The 21,389-nt window shown below is 71.7% G+C and carries 18 protein-coding genes and 1 tRNA gene; 5 read left to right on the top strand and 14 right to left on the bottom strand.

Annotation, left to right across the window (positions count from 1 at the left end; genetic code table 11):
• The first annotated feature begins 215 nt into the window (after positions 1-215).
• Positions 216-305, top strand: a tRNA-Ser gene (locus ABZ930_RS03165).
• A gap of 132 nt (positions 306-437) precedes the next feature.
• Here ABZ930_RS03165 and ABZ930_RS03160 read toward each other — a convergent pair.
• The 9 genes from ABZ930_RS03160 to ABZ930_RS03120 all read right to left on the bottom strand — a co-directional run bounded on the left by ABZ930_RS03160 (position 438) and on the right by ABZ930_RS03120 (position 10,860).
• Positions 438-1,265 carry an HAD family hydrolase gene (locus tag ABZ930_RS03160; RefSeq protein ID WP_361540540.1) on the bottom strand — a complete coding sequence of 276 codons (828 nt, stop codon included), beginning with the start codon at positions 1,263-1,265 and terminating at the stop codon, positions 438-440.
• A 52-nt stretch (positions 1,266-1,317) separates the two neighbouring features.
• Entirely contained in the window at positions 1,318-2,601 is a 1,284-nt protein-coding gene (serS, locus tag ABZ930_RS03155) for a serine--tRNA ligase (protein ID WP_361540537.1), read from the bottom strand.
• Positions 2,602-3,199: 598 nt separating this feature from the next.
• The gene (pheA, locus tag ABZ930_RS03150) at positions 3,200-4,132 is read right to left on the bottom strand and encodes a prephenate dehydratase (RefSeq protein ID WP_361540534.1); all 933 of its coding nucleotides are present in this window, start codon (positions 4,130-4,132) and stop codon (positions 3,200-3,202) included.
• A 143-nt stretch (positions 4,133-4,275) separates the two neighbouring features.
• Positions 4,276-5,550 (bottom strand): iron uptake transporter deferrochelatase/peroxidase subunit, encoded by a 1,275-nt coding sequence (efeB, locus tag ABZ930_RS03145; RefSeq protein WP_361540531.1) that lies wholly within the window; start codon positions 5,548-5,550, stop codon positions 4,276-4,278.
• Between the two features lie 6 nt (positions 5,551-5,556).
• Positions 5,557-7,923 (bottom strand): copper resistance protein CopC, encoded by a 2,367-nt coding sequence (locus ABZ930_RS03140; RefSeq protein ID WP_361540528.1) that lies wholly within the window; start codon positions 7,921-7,923, stop codon positions 5,557-5,559.
• A gap of 15 nt (positions 7,924-7,938) precedes the next feature.
• Positions 7,939-8,394 (bottom strand): copper chaperone PCu(A)C, encoded by a 456-nt coding sequence (locus ABZ930_RS03135; RefSeq protein WP_361540525.1) that lies wholly within the window; start codon positions 8,392-8,394, stop codon positions 7,939-7,941.
• The gene (locus ABZ930_RS03130; protein ID WP_361541010.1) at positions 8,391-9,047 is read right to left on the bottom strand and encodes an SCO family protein; all 657 of its coding nucleotides are present in this window, start codon (positions 9,045-9,047) and stop codon (positions 8,391-8,393) included. Before ABZ930_RS03130 ends, ABZ930_RS03135 begins: the two co-directional genes overlap by 4 nt.
• A gap of 96 nt (positions 9,048-9,143) precedes the next feature.
• Positions 9,144-9,881 carry a YcnI family protein gene (locus ABZ930_RS03125; protein WP_361540522.1) on the bottom strand — a complete coding sequence of 246 codons (738 nt, stop codon included), beginning with the start codon at positions 9,879-9,881 and terminating at the stop codon, positions 9,144-9,146.
• 184 nt (positions 9,882-10,065) lie between these two features.
• Entirely contained in the window at positions 10,066-10,860 is a 795-nt protein-coding gene (locus ABZ930_RS03120; protein WP_361540519.1) for a hypothetical protein, read from the bottom strand.
• A 203-nt stretch (positions 10,861-11,063) separates the two neighbouring features.
• Here ABZ930_RS03120 and ABZ930_RS03115 point away from each other — a divergent pair, with 203 nt between their 5' ends.
• A complete protein-coding gene (locus ABZ930_RS03115; RefSeq protein WP_361540516.1) occupies positions 11,064-11,525 on the top strand; it encodes an ATP-binding protein in 462 nt (153 codons plus the stop codon).
• A 69-nt stretch (positions 11,526-11,594) separates the two neighbouring features.
• On the opposite strand, the gene ABZ930_RS03110 is transcribed toward ABZ930_RS03115, so the two are convergent.
• On the bottom strand, positions 11,595-13,058 hold the full coding sequence (locus ABZ930_RS03110) for an aminopeptidase P family protein (RefSeq protein WP_361540513.1): 1,464 nt from the start codon (positions 13,056-13,058) through the stop codon (positions 11,595-11,597).
• A gap of 134 nt (positions 13,059-13,192) precedes the next feature.
• The gene (locus tag ABZ930_RS03105; protein ID WP_361540510.1) at positions 13,193-14,575 is read right to left on the bottom strand and encodes a PP2C family protein-serine/threonine phosphatase; all 1,383 of its coding nucleotides are present in this window, start codon (positions 14,573-14,575) and stop codon (positions 13,193-13,195) included.
• A 668-nt stretch (positions 14,576-15,243) separates the two neighbouring features.
• On the opposite strand from ABZ930_RS03105, the gene ABZ930_RS03100 reads away from it, so the two are divergent.
• The gene (locus tag ABZ930_RS03100; protein WP_361540507.1) at positions 15,244-15,936 is read left to right on the top strand and encodes a bifunctional DNA primase/polymerase; all 693 of its coding nucleotides are present in this window, start codon (positions 15,244-15,246) and stop codon (positions 15,934-15,936) included.
• Between the two features lie 56 nt (positions 15,937-15,992).
• Positions 15,993-16,679 (top strand): hypothetical protein, encoded by a 687-nt coding sequence (locus ABZ930_RS03095; RefSeq protein WP_361540504.1) that lies wholly within the window; start codon positions 15,993-15,995, stop codon positions 16,677-16,679.
• A gap of 216 nt (positions 16,680-16,895) precedes the next feature.
• Here ABZ930_RS03095 and ABZ930_RS03090 read toward each other — a convergent pair whose 3' ends face one another.
• The 3 genes from ABZ930_RS03090 to ABZ930_RS03080 all read right to left on the bottom strand — a co-directional run bounded on the left by ABZ930_RS03090 (position 16,896) and on the right by ABZ930_RS03080 (position 19,490).
• The gene (locus tag ABZ930_RS03090) at positions 16,896-17,858 is read right to left on the bottom strand and encodes a DUF5926 family protein (protein WP_361540501.1); all 963 of its coding nucleotides are present in this window, start codon (positions 17,856-17,858) and stop codon (positions 16,896-16,898) included.
• Positions 17,859-17,976: 118 nt separating this feature from the next.
• Complete coding sequence (locus ABZ930_RS03085) at positions 17,977-18,615, bottom strand: ATP-binding protein (protein ID WP_361540498.1); 639 nt, start codon at positions 18,613-18,615, stop codon at positions 17,977-17,979.
• 71 nt (positions 18,616-18,686) lie between these two features.
• Positions 18,687-19,490, bottom strand: a complete 804-nt coding sequence (locus tag ABZ930_RS03080; RefSeq protein ID WP_361540495.1) for a glycerophosphodiester phosphodiesterase — start codon at positions 19,488-19,490, stop codon at positions 18,687-18,689.
• Positions 19,491-19,840: 350 nt separating this feature from the next.
• Between ABZ930_RS03080 and ABZ930_RS03075 the strand changes: the two genes are divergently transcribed.
• Positions 19,841-21,334 carry a trypsin-like peptidase domain-containing protein gene (locus ABZ930_RS03075; RefSeq protein WP_361540492.1) on the top strand — a complete coding sequence of 498 codons (1,494 nt, stop codon included), beginning with the start codon at positions 19,841-19,843 and terminating at the stop codon, positions 21,332-21,334.
• The last annotated feature ends 55 nt before the right edge of the window (positions 21,335-21,389 follow it).

The following is a 21,389-nucleotide window of genomic DNA, read 5'->3' as shown; positions in this document are numbered from 1 at the left end:
TGGTGTCACCGCGCCGGTTCCGCTCGGACACCGGTGCCCATCCACTGGGAGAGGAGCGCGACGATGTCCATCAGTAGTCCGTCGAGCTCCCGACAGGGCAGCCCGATGCGGGCTCCGGAGTAGTCACTGCACTCCGTCGAGCCCCGCGTCCGGGGGCGCTGCCCGGGGCGGCCGCTTCGAGCACGTGCCTTCTGCGGCACGTGGGCCGCCCACCCGGAGGATTGGCCGAGTGGTAAGGCACCGGCTTGCTAAGCCGTGGTCGGGGTTCACCCCCCGCGCGCGTTCGATCCGCGCATCCTCCGCCATGTCGCTGCGCTGGGCTCGGGCAGAGCCGGTGTGGGCCCGCGGCCTGCTTGCGGCTGCTCGCCGGGGCGCTCCTGGTTGAATGCCGGGTGCGCGCCGCGCGTGGTTGCTCGCGTCGGGGAGCAGGCCGGGGGTCAGGCTCCCAGCAGGCGCTCCAGGACGACCGCGATGCCGTCGTCCGCGTTCGACGTCGTCACCTCGTCGGCCACTGCCTTGAGCTGGCTGTGGGCGTTGGCCATCGCGACGCCGTGGGAGGCCCAGCCGAACATCGGGATGTCGTTCGGCATGTCGCCGAACGCGATGGTCTCCGCGGCCTTCACGCCCAGCCGGCGGGCCGCGAGCGACAGTCCCGTGGCCTTGGACAGGCCGAGGGGAAGCAGCTCCACGATGCCCTCGCCCGCCATCGTGACGCCCACCAGATCGCCGGCCGTCGACCGCGCGACCTCCGCGAGCTCGTCGTCGGTGAGGCCCGGGTGCTGCACGTACACCTTGTTCAGCGGCGCGGCCCACAGCTCGGAGACGTCCGTGAACGGGATGGCCGGCAGGTGTCCCTCGCCCACCTCGTAGCCGGGGCCGACGATGACCTCGCCGTCGAGCCCGTCCCGGCTGGCGGCGAGCGCCAGCGGGCCGAGCTCCGCCTCGATCTTGGAGAGCGCGAGGCCCGCCAGCTGCCGGTCGAGCGTCACGGACGTGAGCAGCCGGTGCTCCCCCGCGTGGTAGACCTGCGCGCCCTGGCCGCACACCGCGAGCCCCTCGTAGCCGAGGTCGTCGAGGATGTGCCGGGTCCAGCCCACCGCCCTTCCGGTCACGACGATGTGCGCGGCACCCGCCGCGGTGGCCGCGACGAGCGCCTCACGCGTGCGCTCGGAGACGGTCTCGTCGGGCCGCAGGAGCGTGCCGTCGAGGTCCGTCGCGACGAGCTTGTACGGAAAGGCGGTGGCGGGGGGAGCGGGATGGCTCACTTGGCGTTCGGCTCCAGGCTGTACAGGGGTGCAGGCCGGTTCGGACTGCTGCTTACTTGGGGTCCAGGGTGGTGCGTCCCCCGAGGTACGGCCGGAGCATCTCCGGGACGCGCACCGAGCCGTCGGCCTGCTGGTGGTTCTCGAGGATCGCCACGATGGTGCGCGGGACGGCGCACAGCGTGCCGTTCAGCGTCGACAGCGGCTGCACCACCTTCTTGCCGTCGCGGTCGTCGCGCATCCGGATGGACAGGCGGCGCGCCTGGAAGCCGTCGCAGTTCGAGGCCGAGGTCAGCTCGCGGTACTTGCCCTGGGTCGGGATCCACGCCTCGCAGTCGAACTTGCGCGAGGCCGAGGAGCCGAGGTCACCGGTGGCGACGTCGATCACCTGGAACGGCAGCTCCAGGCCGGTCAGCCACTGCTTCTCCCACTCCAGGAGCCGCTGGTGCTCGTTCTCCGCGTCGTCCGGGTGGACGTACGAGAACATCTCGACCTTGTCGAACTGGTGCACGCGGAAGATGCCGCGGGTGTCCTTGCCGTACGTGCCCGCCTCGCGGCGGAAGCACGGCGAGAAGCCGGCGTAGCGCAGCGGCAGCTGGTTCGCCTCGACGATCTCGTCCATGTGGTACGCGGCGAGCGGGACCTCGGAGGTGCCGACCAGGTAGTAGTCGTCCTTCTCCAGGTGGTACACGTTCTCCGCGGCCTGGCCGAGGAAGCCGGTGCCCTCCATGGCGCGCGGGCGCACCAGGGCGGGGGTCAGCATCGGCGTGAAGCCGGCCTCGGTGGCCTGCGCGATCGCCGCGTTGACCAGCGCCAGCTCAAGCAGGGCGCCGACGCCGGTGAGGTAGTAGAAGCGCGAGCCCGAGACCTTCGCGCCGCGCTCGACGTCGATGGCGCCGAGCGCCTCGCCGAGCTCCAGGTGGTCCTTGGGCTCGAAGCCCTCGGCGCCGAAGTCGCGGATCGTGCCGTGCGTCTCCAGGACGACGAAGTCCTCCTCGCCGCCGCGCGGGACGTCGGGGTGCACGATGTTCCCCAGCTGGAGGGCGAGTCGCTGCGACTCCTCCTCGGCCTCGCGCTGCTCGGCCTCGGCCGCCTTCACGGCGGCGGACAGCTCGCCCGTCTTCTTCAGCAGCTCCTGGCGCTCCTCGGGGGAGGCCTTGGGGATCAGCTTGCCGAGCGTCTTCTGCTCGTTGCGGAGTTCGTCGAAGCGGAGCCCGGACGACCTGCGCCGCTCGTCGGCGGACAGGACGGAGTCGACGAGCGCGACGTCCTCTCCACGGGCGCGCTGGGAGGCGCGAACACGGTCGGGGTCCTCACGGAGCAGGCGAAGGTCAATCACCCCTCCAGGCTACCGGTGCGCGGATCCGGCCCACGACCCGATATCCGGTGCGTCGCTTTATGCCCTATTTGCCGGAATGTGAATTTCGAGCCGGGGTCCGGGTCAAGGGAAACACTCCCTTTCCCTGAAAAGGAGCAGTTCGGGCGCATCGCTTTGACCCGACTCCCTTGCGCGGAGGGGCACTTGGACTCCTGTTGTCCACAGGAGTGCACAGGTTCACGGGGTTATCCACAGGCTGTGAGAAAGGGCTGTGGATGCCGGAAGAGATCATTCCGAAAGCCGCATGTATCGCGAAGGATTCCCGTTCCAAACCCACTTCATACTCACTTTCGGGTGGAAACGCTTCACTCCAAAGAGTTGATCAAGGGAAAAGAGTGGACGAGGGGTGACGTGTGCGGCTGTGGATGTACTTGTGGCCTGTAGGGCGATTTGTCGACCATGTCACGCCTTGCTGTCGACTTGTCCCCAGGTCGAGATGCGGACCTGTGGATAACTTTTGTGGATGAAGAAAATGCGCTGGTAGGACCGGGTGCGGAGGCAGAAGGAAGCCCTGTCCGACGGTGGAGAACCCGGGCCGGGGCTCAGCCGGTCCGGCGGGTCAGAACCGGCCGTCCTGGCAGCGCGCCAGCCAGTCGGACGCCGCCGTGAACTCGCCGTCCGACGTCCCCGTCCGCGGCTCCCGCACATCGGCGACGGCGACCCCGGCCCGCGGATACGACCCGAGGTAGCGGATCTGCGGGCACGCCCGCTTCAGCCCCATCAGCGCCTCGGCGACCCTGCGGTCGGAGATGTGCCCCTCCGCGTCGATCGCGAAGCAGTAGTCGCCGATGCCCTTCCCCGTCGGCCGGGACTGCAGCAGCATCAGGTTGACGCCTCGGATGGCGAACTCCTGGAGCAGCTCCATCAGCGCACCGGGATGGTCCTCGCGCTGCCAGATGACCACCGACGTCTTGTCCGCGCCGGTCGGCGCCGCGGGCCGGGCCGGGCGGCCGACGAGCACGAACCGGGTCTGCGCGTTCTCCGCGTCGTGGATCTCGGTGACCAGCGGTTCGAGACCGTACGTGGACGCCGCGAAGGCGCCGGCGAACGCGGCGTCGAACCGGCCCTCCTGCACGAGCCGCGCCCCGTCCGCGTTCGACGCCGAGGACTCCCAGGTCACGTCGGGGAGGTGGGTCTGCATCCAGTTGCGGACCTGCGGCTGCGCGGCCGGGTGGGCGGTGACCGTCTTGATGTCGCCGAGCTTCGTGCCGGGCCGCACCAGCAGCGCGAAGGTGATGTCGAGCAGCACCTCGCGGTAGATCATCAGCGGCGCGCCCGCCACCAGCTCGTCGAGAGTGGTGGTGATGCCGCCCTCGACCGAGTTCTCGATCGGTACGAACGCGGCCTCGGCCTCGCCGTTGCGGACCGCGTCCAGCGCGGCCGGGACCGACACCTTGGGCGCGAGCTCCCGGGTGGCCGCCTCCGGAAGCGTGCGCAGGGCGACTTCGGTGAAGGTGCCCTCGGGACCGAGGTACGCGTAGCTGGCTGGCATGGGGTCACCCTAATGGGCCCGGCCGCACCCGGCTCACGGACGAGTCACCGGCCACCCGGCCGAACACCGCCCCCTCGTCGGGAGCCGGGAGCCGGGAGCCGGGAGCCGGGAGCCGGGAGCCTGGCACCATGACCGGCCGGGCGTCACCCCTCCAGCAACGCCTGCCCCACGTACCCGCCCTTCTCCGCGCCGCCCGGCACCGCGAACAGTCCGCTCGCCTCGTGCCGGATGAACCGCGACAGCGCGTCGCCGCGGTCCAGCTTGCGCTGGACGGGCACGAAGCCGCGCAGCGGATCCGCCTGCCAGCAGATGAACAGCAGGCCCGCGTCGGGGACGCCGTCCGTGCCGATGCCGTCGTGGAAGGAGAACGGGCGGCGCAGCATCGCCGCCCCGCCGTTCTGGTCCGGACGGCTGATGCGGGCATGCGCGTTGAGCGGGACGACCAGGTCGCCGTTGCCGTCCGTCTTGTCCAGCTTCATCTCACTGGTCTCGGTGCCGCCGGTCAGCGGGGCGCCCGTCGACTTCTTGCGCCCGATGACGGACTCCTGCGCCGACACCGACTCCTTCTCCCAGTCGTCGAGGAGCATCCGGATCCGGCGCACGACCGCGTACGAGCCGTTTCCCATCCAGGCGGGCGACTGCGCCGAGCCCGACGCCGGCACGAAGATCCGCCGGTCGAAGTCCGACTCGGACGGCTTGGGGTTGTCCGTGCCGTCGATCTGGCCCATCAGATTGCGGGTCGTCATCGGGCGGGCGGTGGCGCCGGGCGAGCGGTTGAAGCCGTTCATCTGCCAGCGGACCTTCGCCGCGCCGCCCGCGTCCTTCTGGATCGCGCGCAGGGCGTGGAAGGCGACGAGCCCGTCGTCCGCGCCGATCTGCACCCACAGATCGCCGTTGCTGCGCGCCTTGTCGAGGTGGTCGGAGAAGAAGTCGGGCAGCGGGTCCAGGGCACCCGGGCGCTGCTTCTCCAGCCCCGTACGGGAGAAGAAGCTGTGCCCGAAACCGAAGGTGACGCTGAGGGACGACGGGCCCGCGTCGCGGGCGACATCGGTGTCCCCGGACGTCATCGGCTCGCCCGCCATCAGCCGCTCGGCCGTCGCCGACCAGCGACGCAGCAGCGCGGTGGCCTCCTTGCGGCCCGCGCCCGCCGCCAGATCGAAGGCGACGAGATGGCCGTGGGCCTGCATCGGCGTGGTGATGCCCGGCTGATGTTTCCCGTGAAACATCACCGCGTCGGTGCCGAGCGACGTCAACGCCTGCGGCTGCTCGGGGGAGTTCGAGGACGCCACGGCGTATCCCGCTCCCGCGCCGACGGCGCCCAGGGCGACGCCGGTCGCGCCCGCCGTGCCGATCAGCCGGCGACGGGTGATGCCGGGGGCCGGCGCGGGGGTTTCGGTACGGCTCTGGGTGTCAGCCATGGTGGTTCAGCCGATCTTCGCGTTCTTGGAGACAGTGATCTGATCGATGTCCGAGGTGCGCACGGTGACCTCGATCTTCCAGTCGCCGGCCACCGGGATCTGCACGCCGCTCGCGCTCCAGTGCCCGGTGGCGATGCGGTCGGGGGTGACGCTGAGCGGCCCGATGTCCTTCGCCTTCAGGGTGAAGGCGACCTTCACCTCGGGGACGTCGAACCCCTTGCCGTTCGGCCGCTGTACGTAGACGTGCATCGCGTTGTCGCCGGTGCGGCCCGGGTCGATGTCCAGCAGCACCGTGCCCTTGCCGTCCTCGCCGCCGGTGTCGAACGGCACCTTGAGGGAGAGCGGCCCGGACTGGGTCTGGGCGGCCGAGGTGGCGGACTTGGCCTCCTCCTCGGTGCGGCCCGGTTCGGTCGAGGTCAGCACGGTGGTGACGGCGAGCAGCACGATCGCGACGCCCGCCTCGGCGAGCACCGAGCGCCGCAGACCGAAGCGGTGCGGGTCGGCGTCCCGGGCACGCTTCTCGCGGGCGGTGGTCATCGCGGCGCGCTGCCGGGCGAGCTGGGCGGCCCGCCGGGGGTCGCCGGACCGGCCACCCCCCGAGGCGACGGCAACCGGCTCCTTCACCTCGGCCGGCTCTATCCCCTCGGCCCGCTCCGCCCCGGCCCGCTCCGCCTTAGCCCGCTCCGACCCGGCCTCTGCGGACGCGGTTTCCACGGACCTGGCCTCTGCGGACCCGGCCTCTGCGGACGCGGTTTCCACGGACCCGGCCTTTGCGGACCCGGCCTCTGCGGACGCGGTTTCCACGGACCCGGCCTTTGCGGACGCGGTTCCTGCGGACGCGGCCTCAGTGAACCCGGCCTCCGCGGTCGCGGCCTTTGCGGACGCCGCCTCCGCCGACGACCCGGCCTCAGTGAACGCGGCCTCCGCGGTCGCGGCCTTTGCGGTCGCGGTCTCCACGGACCCGGCCTCAGCGGACCCGGCCTCTGCGGACCCGGCCTGCGCGGCCGACGCGGTCGCGGCCTCCTCCGACCCGGCCGTTGCGGACCCGGACTGTTCCGACCCGGTCGCCGCCGATCCGTCCTGCTCCGACGCGCTCTCGTCGGACGTGGCCGCCCGCTGTCCCACCACGGTCGCCGACGCGACCGGCGCGGTGATCCGGCCGGTCCACCGGCGGGAGATCCCGGCGATCCCGACGAGCACGGCGACGAGCCCGACCTTGACCAGGAGCAGCTGCCCGTACGTGGTCCCGGTCAGCGCCGACCACGAGCCGACCTGCCGCCACGACTGATACAGCCCGGTGGCGGCGAGCACGACGACGCTGCAGAAGGCCACCCGCGAGAACCGGCGCACAGCCGACGCCTCGATGGAGGGCGCCCGGTACAGCGCGACGAGCAGGGTGGTCAGTCCGCCGAGCCAGGCGGCGACGGCCAGCAGATGCAGCACGTCGACCGGCATCGCGAGCCCCGCCTGGATGCCGGTGGAGGCGTGCTCCGCCATCGCCCAGGTGGCGCCGAGACCGGCGGCGACGACCGCGCCGCCGATGGAGAGCCCGAAGGTGAGGTCCTTGATCTCCTTCTTGTCGCCGTCCTCGGCCCGCTTCACGTAGGCGCCGAACAGGACGGCGATGAAGAGCGCGGCCGCCGCGAGCAGCAGCAGCCGGGAGGTGAGCGCGGCGCCCGTCTTGGTCTGGAGGACCTGGCCGAGCAGCGTCATGTCGAAGATGTCGGCGACCTTGCCGGACCCGGTGTAGGAGCCGCGCATCAGGAGCAGGGCGATGGTGGCCGCGGTGAGCGCGGTCCAGCCGCCGACCACGACCCGCTGCACGGGCTTGATCCCGGCACCGCGCGGCCAGCAGAGGAGCACGAACGCGGCGCCGCCGACGAGCAGCACGAAGCCCGCGTACGAGACGTAGCGCCCGGCGCCGTAGAGGGCGCCGACGACACCCCCGCCCGCGTTCTGGTCGGCGATCACGGCGGAGGTCTTGGAGGGGGCGCCGATGGAGAACGTATAGGCGCCGGAGACGGGATGGCTGTCGGCCGAGACGACCTGGTAGGCGACGGTGAACGTGCCGTCGGGCAGGCCCGCGTGCAGGCCCACCGTGTAGGTGGTGCCCTTCAGGCGGCCGACCTTGCCGTTGTCGACGCGCTTGCCCGACGGGTCGAGGACGCGCACCGCGCCGCTCGACATGGCGACTTCTTCGGAGAAGGTCAGGGACACCTGCTTCGGCGCCTGCTGGACCACCGCTCCCTGCGCGGGGTCGCTCCCGGTCAGCGCGGCGTGCGCGGACGCGGGGGCGGCACCGGCCAGGAGCGCGCCGGTGACGGCGAGGAACAGCAGCACCAGGTGCCGGAAGCGGGGAGCGATGGTCTTCACGTACGGGTCAGCCCCTCACTGAGCGGCGGTCGGGTTGTAGGTGGCGGCCTTCACCGGGAACGCGACCTCGACGGTTCCGGACTCGGCGAAGTGGAGCTTCACCGTCACCTTGTCGCCTTCCTTCGGCTTTCGCTTGAGGTTCTCGAACATGAGGTGATTGCCACCCCGTTCGAAATCCAGCTCGCCGTCGGCCGGCACGGCGAAGGACTTCTTCTCGCGCATGACACCGTCCTCGGTGCTGTGCATGGTCACGTCGCCGGCGACGCTGCTGCTCACCGAGGTGAGGGTGTCGGCGGCGCCGCTGTTACGGACGACGAAGAACCCGGCCGCCATGTCGCCGGACGCCGGCTCGGGGATGAACGCGTCCGCGACCTTCACGTCGGGCTTCCCGGAGGACGAACCGCCGCAGCCGGCGAGCGCGAGCCCGGAGGCCAGCACCACCGCGCCGAGCGCCAGCGGGGCGCGCCTCACGGCTTCGCCCCCTCGACCAGCTTGGGCAGGTCCTTGGTGTAGTCGTCGACCGTGGCGTCCTCGCCGTACAGGACGTACCCGGCGTCGGTCTTCGGCGAGAACGCGATGACCTGCGTGCCGTGCATCGACACCAGCTTGCCGTTCTTGTCCTTCTCCGTCGGCTCGATGGAGATGCCGAGCGTGCGGGCGCCGCCCTGGATGGTGGCGAAGTCGCCGGTCAGGCCGATGAAGTCGGAGTCCTGCGCCTTGAGCCACTTGCCGAGCACGGCCGGGGTGTCCCGGTCCGGGTCGGTCGTGACGAAGACGACCTGGAGCTCCTTCTGCTCGGCCGGCGACAGGGACTTCTTGGCGACGGCGAGATTGCTCATCGTCAGGGGGCAGACGTCGGGGCAGTGCGTGTAGCCGAAGTAGATCAGCGTCGGCCTGCCCTTGGTCCGCTCGCGCAGGTCGAACTTCTTGCCGTGGGTGTCGGTGAGGACGAGGTCCGGCTTCTCGAAGGGCTTGTCGAGGACGGTCGCGGCCTTCTGCGAGCCGGCCTCGGTGGACACCTCGGTCACCGGCTTGTCGCCGCCGTCACCGCTGCCGCAGGCGGTCAGCGTGAGGGCGGCCGCCGAGACGAGGCCGGCGACGGCGAGCAGGGTCTTCTTGTTCATCTTCATGGTCGTGCGCATACAAGTATTTCCCGGTTGTGAGGGGGCCGGCGAGTGCCGGGGTCGCCCACCGCGACCCCGGCACCCGCCCTGGGTGGCTCAGCCGTTGGTACGCCGACGGCCCGCCAGGACGCCGAACGCCACACCGGCGGCACCGACGAGAATGCCGACGATGCCGAGGACGCGGGCGGTGGTGTCGCTGTCGGAGGACGTGTCGGAGGTGGCGGCCGCCGCCTCCTTGTGGTCGTCGGCCGCCGAGGCGCCGGACGCGCCGTGCTCGTCGTCGGCCGCGGCCGTCAGGGTGAGGGTGGGCGCCGGGTTCTCCGGCTCCTCCTGGCCCTTCTGCTGCGGCTCGATCCAGCGCACGACCTCCTTGTTGTCGTACGTCTGGATCGCCTTGAACACGAGCTGGTCGGCGTCGGTCGGCAGCTGGCCGATGGACACCGGGAACTTCTGGAAGTAGCCGGGCTGCACGCCCTTGTCGTCGCCCGAGCCGGTCGCGGTCCAGGTGACCTTGGAGACGGCCTCGGTGAGCTTCTCGCCGTGCATCTCCAGCGGCTTGTCCAGCTTGGACTTGGTGACCTTGGCCTCCCAGCCCGGGATCGGCTGCGGCATCACGGAGGCGAGCGGGTGGTCGGCCGGGAAGCTGACCTCGAGCTTGGTCGTGGCGGCGTCGTCGCGCTCGTTGGGGACCTTGAAGTCGACCACGGCGTAGCCGCCCTTGGCGGCGGCGCCCTCCGGCTGCACGCTCACGTGCGCGAAGGCGGGGGCGGAGACGAGGACGACGGAGGAGACGGCGGCGGCACCGACGAGAGCGGCGCGGGACATCTTCTTCATGACAGTGAGAACTCCACGTTCAGTGGGATCCGGCGATAGGTGAGGGGCGCGCACCGAACGAGCCGCATGAAGCGGGCCGCAATGAAGCAGGCCGCATCAAGGCGACGAAAAGGCGGGTACGCGCGCGTGCCGCACGGCACACCTCACCCCACGCGCGGCGCGCGGAGACGTGACGGAGGCCGTGTCAGGCGGCGAGAAGGAACGCGTCGGCGGCGGGCGGCCCGCGCCGGATCACCGAGTGCGCCAGCGCCGCGGCCCGCGGCACCGGTGGTGCGACGAACCCGGTCCGCGTGACGCGCGGGAGCACGCCGGGCGCTCCGGGCAGCCCGGCCCGCAGGGCGCGGACGAGCGCGAGCGCCGCGCGCAGGGCACGGGCGCGCGCTGCCCCCGCGACTCCCTGCGCCGAATGCCGCGAGAGCCGCACGATGCGGCCCAGGGCGAGATCGCCGTGGCGCAGCAGCCACCCGGCGCCGGCCGCGGCCAGCAGGTGGCCGATGACCATCGGCAGCGACGGCAGCAGCGCCATCGTGGCGCCGCCGCCCATCACCATGTCGTGGTGCCCGCCGTCGGCCGGTACGCCCGCGTCGTCGAGGATCCGGCGCGCCTGCGCCGGGCTGAGCGCCGAGGCGCCCGCCCCGCACATGAGCCGCGCGGCGCGCTCCACGACGGACGGCTGGTCGGCTCCCATGGTCATGGAGCCGTGGCTCTGGCCCAGCCCGAAGAGGCTGTGCAGGGCGATCTGCCCGATCCCCAGGGTGGCGGCGATGCCCGGCAGCGAGCGCTCCCGCCCGGCCATCGGCAGGGCCGCGCAGAAGACGAGGAGGGAGCCGAGCCCCAGCGTCCACAGGGGCACGGTGGCGGTCGACCCGAGGACGTGCCCCGCCGCGGACAGCACGACGCAGACCGCGGCGAACACCGCGGCCCTCAGCAGCCGGAGGTCGGCCGCGGCGTGTGTGCGGCGCCTGTGGGGGGCAGTCATGGCGGCCTCATCATCGCACTGGGCCCACCCCCGCCATGCGGCAGGTCCACAAGGTCCGGAATCTTCCGCTCTGCCGTCCGTATACCGTCCACACAGGTTCGCGCGTCGGCTATATGGGCGCAATCACGTCAACTCCGTGATTGCGCACGGCCGGTGGAGGCAATACGTATCGGTATGTCGAGCCGCGACCTGGAGGCTGGAGCATGAGCATCTGGTGGTCCCTCCATCTGCGACGCGATGCTGCGAGCGTGCCGCTGGCGAGGCGCCTGTTCATGGGCACCATGGAGACCGCGGGCGTCGACCCCGACATCTCCTACGACCTGTCGGTGGCGCTCAGCGAGGCATGCGCGAACGCCGTCGAGCACGGCGGTTCCACGGCCACCGGCGGCACCCCGGGCGCGTACCGCGTGACCGCCTATCTGGACGGCGAGACCTGCCGCATCGAGGTGGCCGACTCCGGACCGGGGTTCCCGCCGCCGAAGACCCGGACGCTCAGCCGTCCCGTGTCCGTGCAGGCGGAGAACGGCCGCGGTCTGTGTCTGATCCGGGAGCTGGCCGACCACGCGCACTTCGTGAACAAGCCCGGCCGGGGCGGCGCCGTGGTCAGCTTCGACAAGATCCTCAAGTGGCGGAAGGACGCGCCGCAGCTGATGGCGGCGGTCTGAGACCACAGCCGGTCACCCGGAACGCCCGAGGGCCGTGACCCTCTGGTCACGGCCCTCGGTCCCAGGTGCTCAGCCCTTCAGGCCGGCCATCCATGCCTCGACCTCGTCGGAGCGGCGGGGCAGCCCGTCCGACAGGTTCCGGTTGCCGTCCTCGGTGACGAGGATGTCGTCCTCGATGCGGACGCCGATGCCGCGGTACTCCGCCGGGACCGTCAGGTCGTCGGCCTGGAAGTACAGACCGGGCTCGACGGTCAGGCACATGCCCGGCTCCAGCGTGCCGTCCACGTACGCCTCGGTGCGCGCGGCCGCGCAGTCGTGGACGTCCATGCCGAGCATGTGGCCGGTGCCGTGCAGGGTCCAGCGGCGCTGCAGCCCCAGCTCCAGGACGCGCTCGACCGGTCCCTCGACCAGGCCCCACTCGACGAGCTTCTCGGCGAGCACGCGCTGGGCGGCGTCGTGGAAGTCGCGGTACTTGGCACCCGGCTTGACGGCCGCGATACCGGCCTCCTGGGCCTCGTACACGGCGTCGTAGATCTTCCGCTGGAGGTCGGTGTACGTGCCGTTGACCGGCAGCGTGCGCGTGACGTCGGCGGTGTAGTACGTGTGCGTCTCGACGCCCGCGTCCAGCAGGAGCAGGTCGCCGGAGCGGACCGGGCCGTCGTTGCGGACCCAGTGCAGGGTGCAGGCGTGCGGGCCGGCGGCGCAGATGGAGCCGTAGCCGATGTCGTTGCCCTCCACGCGCGCGCGGAGGAAGAACGTGCCCTCGATGTAGCGCTCGCTCGTCGCCTCGGCCTTGTCGAGGACCTTCACGACGTCCTCGAAGCCGCGCACGGTCGAGTCGACGGCCTTCTGCAGCTCGCCGATCTCGAAGGCGTCCTTCACGACGCGGGCCTCGGAGAGGAAGACGCGCAGCTCCTCGTCGCGCTCCGCGGTGACCTTGTCGGTCAGGGCGGCCTCGATGCCGGCGTCGTAGCCGCGCACGACGCGCACCGGGCCGGTGGCCTCGCGCAGGGCGTCGGGGAGCTCGCGCACGTCGGACGCGGGGATGCCGTACAGCGTCGCGGCCTCGGTCAGCGAGTGGCGGCGGCCGACCCACAGCTCGCCCTGGCCGTCGAGCCAGAACTCGCCGTTCTCCCGGTCGGAACGCGGCAGGAGGTAGATCGTCTCCCGGTGGCCGTCCGCCGTGGGCTCCAGGACGAGGACGCCGTCCTCCGTCTGGTTGCCCGTGAGGTACGCGTACTCGACGGAGGCGCGGAAGGCGTACTCCGTGTCGTTCGACCGGGTCTTCAGGTTGCCCGCGGGCACGACGAGGCGCTCGCCGGGGAAGCGGGCGGACAGGGCGGCACGGCGGGCGGCGGTCTCGGCGGCCTGCGCGATCGGCTGCAGGTCGTGCAGCTCGGTGTCGGCCCAGCCGGACTGCATGTTCTCGGCGAGCTCGTCCGAGACGCCCGGGTAGAGGCCGTTCTTGCGCTGCTTGATGGGCTCCTCGGCCTCCGGGGTCTCCGGGTTTTCCGGGGTGAGCTCCTCCGACACGGTTCCTCCTCGACGCGGGTCCGCTGGAATGGCCTGGTTACGGCAATGGACCCCCTCCATCGTACGAGCGTACGGAAGGGGGTCCAGGGCCGGACGACCTCTTACAGGGCTGCTCACGGGCAGTGCGTGATCGCCTACTCGAAACGCGCCGCGAGCAGCACGACGTCCTCGTCGCTGTCGGCCGTGTCCAGGCCGTCGGGGAGCATCGCGTGCAGGATGTGGTCGACCAGGGCGCCGGGGTCCTCGCGGACCGCCCGGGGGACGCTCGACGCGGCCGCGTGCAGCCGGGTGAAGGCGCGGTCCATGGCGTCGCCCGTGCGCCGCAGCAGACCGTCCGTGTACAGCAGCACCGTCTCGCCCGGCTCCGGCGTGATCTCCGCGCTCGGCGCCTCCCAGCAGGCGAGCATCCCGAGCGGCGCCGAGACGGTCGTCTCGGCGAACTCCGTGCGCCGCTCGCCGATCACCAGGGGCGGGGTGTGCCCGGCGCCCGCGAGGACGATCTTGCGCTGGGCCGGCTCGCAGTACGCGAACAGGGCGGTGGCGCTGCGCGCGGGCTCGGTCAGCCGCATCAGCAGCTCCAGGTCGGACAGGACCGCGACCGGGTCCTCCCCCTCCATGACGGCGTACGCGCGCAGGGACGCGCGCAGTCGGCCCATCGCGGCGACCGCGCTCGCGCCGGAGCCGGTGACCGATCCGACGGCGAGACCGAGCGCCCCCTCGGGCAGCGGCAGCGCGTCGTACCAGTCGCCGCCGCCGCGCGGCCCGGTGCGGTGGCGCACGGCGAGCTGCACGCCGGCGACCCGGGGCAGTCGCGCGGGCAGCAGCTCCTCGGCGATCGTGTCCGCCCACGCGCGCGTGCGCTCCCGGTCGAGCAGCCGGGCCAGGTGCTCGGTGGCGTACGCGGCGTACAGGCCGATGAGGTGGCGCGGGCGCTCGCCGGGCTCGGCCGGCTCGTCGTAGAGCCAGACGGCGGCGCCGAGGCGGCCCGCCGCGTCGGTGGCGAGCGGCAGCGCGTAGCTCGCCGCGTAGCCGAGCCGGGCGGCGACCTCGCGGTGGCGCGGGTCGAGTCCGTCCTCGGCGAGCAGATCGGCGCGCGCCTCCGGGTCGGTGCTGAGCCCGTCCAGAATCCGCCCGTACGACGTCGCGCCGCGCGGCACCGTCTCGATGTGGCCGAGATCGGGCCGGGAGAGGCCGAGGCCGACGGTGGTGTCGGGGCCGAGTCCGTCGCCCGGTTCCAGGACGACGAGTCCGCGCCGGGCACCCACCAGGGCGGCTCCGGCGCGCAGCAGCTCGTGCAGCGCCTCCTCCAGTGCGGCGGTGCGGGCCAGCCGTTCCGTGAGTTCGTGGAGGGTCGTGAGGTCCGACACCCAGCCGGCGAGACGGTCCTGGATGACCGCGCCGGGGGCGGACGGGACGGAAGTCACCGGGGGCGCGGGCGCGACCGTGTGTGCGGGAGAGGGAACCTGTCCAGGAGGGGAATCGATTCCAGCCACTTTCGGCAGACGGGGGGCCGTCATGACTTCCGGCTTTCCGACCGGTGCATATTGCTGGATAGCATCGCAAACCCCCATGTCAGCCTTATTAGCTCTGCGCCACTAGCAATGTCTCCACATCTACACGCACTGGAGAGGGGATGTCCAGCATTGTCCTGCCGGGTTTCCCGGTGTCCATGGTGCGGAAGTGACTTCTGAGGTAAAGAGATCTTGTCCCCCTCCTAGATCCACTAGTGATCTCGCGCCGATCTAGATCGTTCTAACTTGGCCAAAAAACGACTCAGCGATCGGTGTATTGCGGTCGACTGGCATTGTTCAGCTGTGGTCACCAGAGCGTCATAGCGGCCGCGGTGGGTACGTACACGGAGAAGACCAGGGGTAGTTGGGATCCAGCACGATCCACCCGGAACCTGGTGACGGACCCGGGCGTCATAACCATCGACGGCCGTGCCCCATCCTCCCGTGGGGGAGACGGCGAGAAATACGCGGGACGGCAAACGCCAGGCGTCGCCACCCCACGCCAGGCTTTTAAAGGACACAGCAGGCGCTCGGACTATAGGGGTTCCCCCTGCCTCAGGCCGGCGGTTCCGGCTGGGGTCGGGCGCTCCAGCACGTACGCGCAGTGACTGATCGACACATGGTGTGATGTGGCCCATAGCGTTCTCTTCGGCTACGGAAAGGAACGAGCGCTCATGCGCGAGATCCTCGGAAGGCGACGCAGGCTCCTGTCCAGGCGTGACAGCGGGAAGTCTGACCTGATCGGCGCGGCCCTCACGTTCGCGACGGCCTGGCGGTGGCCGGTCCTGCCGGGCATCGGGCTCGAGGCGGCGGGGCGCCGTGACGGCGTCCGGTGCGCCTGCCCGGACCCGGAGTGCTCGGTGCCGGGCGCGCACCCCTTCGACCCGGGACTGTTCGCCGCGACGACCGATGCGCGCATGGTCCGCTGGTGGTGGACCAACCGCCCCAAGGCGCCGATCGTGCTCGCGACGGGTACCTCGGGAGGGCCGGAGGGGCGCGCACCCTGCGCCGTGAGCCTGCCGGCCGTCGCGGGCGCCCGCGCGCTCGCGGCGCTCGACCGCAAGGAGATCCGGCTCGGCCCGGTCATCGCGACCCCGGAGCGGCTGTTCATCCTCGTGGCGCCGTACTCCATGGAGCAGTTGGGCGAGCTGCTGTACGCGCAGGACTTCGTCCCCGGCTCGCTGCGCTTCCACGGCGAGGGCGGCTATGTGGCCCTGCCGCCGTCTTCCACGGGCGCCGGACAGGTCCGCTGGGAGCGCGCGCCGCTGCCGGGCTCGGCGGCGCCCTGGGTGCCCGATGTGGAGGCCGTGGTCGACGCGGCCGTGGACGCCCTCACTCGTACGGGTGTGAGCGCGCCCGAGTTGTAGGGGGACCGGGCGCGCGGCGGGCCGCCCCGCGGGGTGTGCGCCGATATCTTCGGCGCATGCCTGCCGCGCCACCCCGCCCCGACGTTCCCGACCGGCCCGGCCAGGAGCGTCCCCACGCCCGCCTCCGGCTCTTCGGCCTGCTCGCCGTGGTGGTGCTCACCGCCGCCCTCCCCCTGGCGGGCGCTGCCGCGGGACCGGCGGGCGACGAGCCCGCGCGGCCGGTCGCGGAGCAGGCCGGATCGCCCCGGTCGGGCACCGCGGACAAGGTCGACGACGCACCCGACCGGGATGCCGCCGACAGCGCCGCCGGCACCCGCCCTGACGCACACCCGGGCGCGCACCCGGGCGCCCACCCGCCGCGGGACTCCTCGCTCCTCGAGAGCCTCGGCCTGGGCCTCGCCACGGCCACCCACTGCGGCCCGCAACTGGCCTCCCCGGACGGCGTGGAGGCGCAGACGTGTGTCCTCACCCAGGGCCGGGACACCTGGGCGCGGACCTACTACCGCAACGCGACCGGCGCGGAACTGGGCGCCGTCCTGACCCTGATGGCGCCCGGCGGACGCACGGTGCAGCTCCACTGCGCGGTGGGTGCGGAGGACGAGCCGGGGCTGTGCGAGACGCCCCGGGAGCGGACCCGCGGGCAGGCCTCGCGGTACGCGGCGGTGGCGGAGTACGCGGCGACGGACGACGGGCCGCTGCTGCTGCGCTCGGGCAGCAATTCGGCGCCCCCGCAGGGGCGTTGAGCCGTCCCGTCCGCACGCGGGCATGAAAGCGCCCGGTTGCTGGCGACGGGGGATGCACCAGCAACCGGGCTACTTGAACGGTAACAAGAGATCGGCAGTTAGCAAATTCGATCTCTTCTATTCGGACATGGATTTACCTGCAACTACTGGGAGTTGTGACAGGAGTCACCTGGTCCGATCGGCGTGTTCCCGGACCCCGAGCGGCTGACCGGTCGGTCAGCTGAGGGTCACCTGTCGATTGGTGAGTCCCCCGCGCGCGCGACGCTCGTCAGCGGTCAGTGGTGCGTCCGTGGCGAGCGCGGCGGCGAGCCGCTCGGCGAACTCGGCGGCGGGCTTCTCGATGTCGTCGGCCTTGACCGCGCTCGGCAGGTCCCACACCGGCACCGTCAGACCGTGCGCCCGGAAGGAGCCGACGAGCCGGGTGCCCTCGCCGAGCGAGGACGTGCCGGCCGCGTGCAGCCGCGCGAGCGCGTCGAGCAGCTTCTCCTCGGGGTGCGGCATGACCCACCGCAGGTGGTTCTTCTCCGGGGTCTCGCACCAGTAGGCGCTGTCCACACCGGCCAGCTTCACGGTCGGGATGGCCGCGGCGTTGGCCCGCTCCAGGGAGGCGGCCACGTCGCCCGACGCGTTCTCCGAGTCCGGGACCCAGAATTCGAAGCCCGTGTGCACGACCGGCTCGAATGCGCCCTCCGGGTCGAGCACGTCCTGGAGGCGCGGTCCGTCCGCCGGGGCACGCCGGGCCTGCACCGGGTTGCCCGGCTCGGCCTCCAGGGCGCGCCGCAGGGTGTCGGCGAGGTCGCGGCTGAGGTCGCCGGACGACGTGTCGTTCTGCAGTCCCAGCAGGACCGAGCCGTCGTCGCGGCGCAGCGCGGGCCACGCCATGGGCAGCACGGTCGCGAGGGTGACCGAGGGGACGCCGTCGGGCAGTCCGTCCTTCAGCGTCAGCTCCACGGTCGCGGCGGGCACCAGCTCGCGCAGTGCCACCCAGTCGCCCTCGCCCACGAGGTTCTCGAACGGGCGCTGCACCAGCTCGGTCACCGCGTGCGCGGCGTCCCGGCCGTGACAGGCCTTGTAGCGGCGGCCACTGCCGCAGGGGCAGGGTTCGCGGGCGCCGACGACCGGGATCGTCCCGTCGGTGACGTGCGGCTTGCCCTTGGTCTGGGGGCGCTTCTTGGCCATCTTGGCTGTCTCCCGGATACGGCTCGCTTGAGTACGGGCGCGAGCCTAGCCCCTCGTGCCGACACCGATGGGCTCCCGCCCGGTCACCGGGGGACCCGGCACCGCGCGGGAGCAGCGGTCAGCCCAGATCGTCGAAGGCGTCCGCGAAGCCCAGACCGGCCAGGTCCGTGACGGGCGGTGAGGCGATGCGCGCGGCGAAGTCGTCGCGGCGGTGCGCCGTCGCCCGGGCGTGCACGTCTTTGTGTACGACCACCCAGACGGTGACCTCGCCCCGCCGGTCGTCGCGTACGCCCCAGTCGTCGGCGAGCGCCGTGATGATGTTGAGCCCGCGGCCGCCGCGCGCCGTGACCGACGGGGTGGCCGGAACGGGGCGGGTGGGCCCGCCGCCGTCGGTCACCTCGACCGTCAGGCAGCCGCGGTCGTCCACCCGCCACGCGGCCCGTACGTCGCCGTCCCCGGCCAGATCGTCACCCAGTGGCCTGCCGTGCCGGCAGGCATTGCTGAGTAGTTCGGAAAGGATCAGAACCGCATCGTCGACGACCGATTCCGGCACACCGTTGATGCGGAGCTGATCGCGCATCCGGTGTCGTGCCTCGCCCACGCCCGCAGGGCCATGGGGTACGGCCATGCTCGACGAAGCGGGCACCTCCTGTGCCACCACCAACGCCACCCCCGAGACCTCCTTTGCCCCACGCCACGGTGTGGATGCCCCAATGGACTGGACCGGAAACCGGCCAATCCTTGTGCGGTGACGCACTCGTAACGATCGAATACGGAACGAACGCGCCGGGGCACACCCTGTGACGTTCGGGGTGAAGGTGGCCGGAATCAGCTTCTGCCGAGCCGTCGCAGCACCGCGGCGGGGCGGTTGGTGATGATCGCGTCGACGCCGAGCCGCACGCAGAGGTCGATGTCCTCGGGTTCGTTCACCGTCCAGACGTGGACCTGGTGACCCGCGCGCGCGAGCTTCTCCACGTAACCGGGGTGGCTGCGCAGGATCCGGATGCCGGGCCCCGCGATCCGTACGCCCTTGGGCAGGCGTCCCTCGCGGTGACGGGGCGAGACGAACTGCATCAGGTAGACCGTCGGCAGCGTCGGGGACGCCTCCTGCACGCGCAACAGAGAACGCGACGAAAAACTCATGACGCGCACCGGGGAGGGCTCGTCCGGCGCCGGCGCGTCCAGGCCGAACCGCTTGAGCAGGAGCAGCAGCCGCTCCTCGACCTGGCCCGCCCACCGGGTGGGGTGCTTGGTCTCGATGGCCAGTTCCACCCGGCGGCCCGCGTCGGCGACCAGTTCCAGGAGCCGTTCCAGGGTCAGTACGGAGGTGTCGCCCGCGCCGCCCGCCCAGTCGGGGCCCTCCTCGCGGTCCTTCCAGGAGCCGAAGTCGAGGGTGGCCAGGTCGGCCAGTTCCAGAGCGGAGACGGCCCCGCGGCCGTTCGACGTACGGTTGACGCGTCGGTCGTGGACGCAGACGAGATGGCCGTCCGCGGTCAGCCGCACATCGCATTCGAGGGCGTCCGCACCGTCCTCGATCGCCTTTCTGTACGCGGCCAGAGTGTGCTCGGGGGCGTCCTCCGAGGCTCCGCGGTGGGCGACGACCTTGATGCGTTGCTGTGGTGCGTGGGTCACCGCGTCATGGTGCCACCGCGCGGCGCGCCGACGAGAAGGTTCGGCCGTGCGGATGCGTCCGTTTCGCCCGGCATAAAGGATGTCATCGGGCGCACAGGATCGTCTTATGGTGCCCTGACGTCCCATGGGAAAAGCTGACGACGTACAACAGCACAACTGGACCGTGACAGGACCATGCCGAGTGGCGAGTGACGGCGGGCGCACCGAGACCGCTGTCCGGATCGAAGCGGGCTGTGACAATCGAGAGCGATCGCATCGTGATTGCACTGGATCGCTTCAGCCCGAAGAAGATCGGGTACCCGCACAACCTGACTGGCGACACGACAGCCGTGGATCGAGGAGAGAAAGCTGTGAGCACCGAGAACGAGGGCACTTCGGTCCCCCCTGCCCCGTCCGCACCTCCCGTGCCGGTGGACGCTCCCGCTGCTCCCGCACCGCCCGCGCCGGGTTCCGCCCCGGAGGCCCCGCAGGGAGCCGGGCACGACACGGTGAGCCAGGGAGCGGTGCCCGGAGGACCGGGGGCGCCGGGTGAACAGCCCGGAGCACAGAGCGCGCCCGGGGCGTACGGAGAGCACGGGGCGCCCGCCGCGGGCTCCCCGGTGGGCGACTGGCCGCCCCCGCCGCCGGCCGTTCCGGCCTACGCGTCGGGCGGTGGCGCGGGTGGCGCCGACGGGACGGCGTGGGGCGCCTCCTATCAGCAGCCGCAGCCCAAGCCGGGCGGCAAGCGCGGCGGTCTCGTCGCCGGGATCATCGCGGCCGCGCTGGTCGCGGGCGTCGTCGGCGGCGGCGTCGGCTACTGGGCGGCGGAGCGCAACGACGACGGCGGCTCCGGTTCCACGACCGTCTCCGCCTCCAGCCCCGCCGACGTCAAGCGCGACCCGGGCACCGTCGCGGGGGTGGCCGCCAAGGCGATGCCCAGCACGGTCACCATCGAGGCCGAGGGCAGCAACGGTGAGGGCGGTACGGGCACCGGCTTCGTGTACGACAAGGAAGGCCACATCCTCACCAACAACCACGTGGTGGCGGAGGCCGTGGACGGCGGCAAGCTGTCGGCGACGTTCTCGAACGGCAAGAAGTACGACGCCGAGGTGATCGGCCACGCGCAGGGCTACGACGTCGCGGTCATCAAGCTCAAGAACGCGCCGAGCAATCTCCAGCCGCTCCACCTGGGCAACTCCGACAAGGTCGCGGTCGGCGACTCGACCATCGCGATCGGCGCGCCCTTCGGCCTGTCGAACACGGTGACGACGGGCATCATCTCCGCCAAGGACCGCCCGGTGGCCTCCAGCGACGGTTCCAGCGGCAGCAAGGCCTCGTACATGAGCGCCCTGCAGACCGACGCGTCGATCAACCCCGGCAACTCCGGCGGCCCGCTCCTCGACGGCAGCGGGAACGTGATCGGCATCAACTCGGCCATCCAGTCCGCCTCCAGCGGCGGCCTCGGCGGTTCGGGCCAGTCCGGTTCGATCGGCCTCGGCTTCGCCATCCCGATCAACCAGGCCGACATGGTCGCCCAGCAGCTGATCAAGACCGGTGAGCCGGTCTACCCCGTCATCGGCGCCACCGTCTCCATGGACGAGAACAGCAGCGGGGCGACGATCACCGAGCAGGGCGCGGGCGGCTCCGCGGCCGTCACGCCGAACGGCCCGGCGGCCAAGGCGGGCCTCAAGTCCGGCGACACGATCACCAAGCTCGACGACACGGTGGTCGACTCCGGCCCGACCCTGATCGGCCAGATCTGGACGCACAAGCCCGGCGACACCGTGAAGCTCACGTACACGCGCGACGGCAAGGAGCACACGGTGGACGTGACGCTCGGCGAGCGCAAGGGCGACAGCAGCTGACGGCCCCGCCGCACGGACCCGCTACCCTGGTCCCCGCGCCACGACGGCCCCGAGT

Source organism: Streptomyces sp. NPDC046716 (assembly GCF_040645755.1).
GTDB lineage: Bacteria > Actinomycetota > Actinomycetes > Streptomycetales > Streptomycetaceae > Streptomyces.
This window is presented reverse-complemented; position numbering and strand designations above follow the sequence as displayed.

Bases quoted from the DNA above. Each gene is read 5' to 3' on its own strand.
- pheA (WP_361540534.1), bottom strand. From the start codon at position 4,132: ATGCCAGCCAGCTACGCGTACCTCGGTCCCGAGGGCACCTTCACCGAA.
- efeB (WP_361540531.1), bottom strand. From the start codon at position 5,550: ATGGCTGACACCCAGAGCCGTACCGAAACCCCCGCGCCGGCCCCCGGC.
- ABZ930_RS03130 (WP_361541010.1), bottom strand. From the start codon at position 9,047: ATGAACAAGAAGACCCTGCTCGCCGTCGCCGGCCTCGTCTCGGCGGCC.
- ABZ930_RS03125 (WP_361540522.1), bottom strand. From the start codon at position 9,881: ATGAAGAAGATGTCCCGCGCCGCTCTCGTCGGTGCCGCCGCCGTCTCC.
- ABZ930_RS03120 (WP_361540519.1), bottom strand. From the start codon at position 10,860: ATGACTGCCCCCCACAGGCGCCGCACACACGCCGCGGCCGACCTCCGG.
- ABZ930_RS03115 (WP_361540516.1), top strand. From the start codon at position 11,064: ATGAGCATCTGGTGGTCCCTCCATCTGCGACGCGATGCTGCGAGCGTG.
- ABZ930_RS03105 (WP_361540510.1), bottom strand. From the start codon at position 14,575: ATGACGGCCCCCCGTCTGCCGAAAGTGGCTGGAATCGATTCCCCTCCT.
- ABZ930_RS03100 (WP_361540507.1), top strand. From the start codon at position 15,244: ATGCGCGAGATCCTCGGAAGGCGACGCAGGCTCCTGTCCAGGCGTGAC.
- ABZ930_RS03095 (WP_361540504.1), top strand. From the start codon at position 15,993: ATGCCTGCCGCGCCACCCCGCCCCGACGTTCCCGACCGGCCCGGCCAG.
- ABZ930_RS03090 (WP_361540501.1), bottom strand. From the start codon at position 17,858: ATGGCCAAGAAGCGCCCCCAGACCAAGGGCAAGCCGCACGTCACCGAC.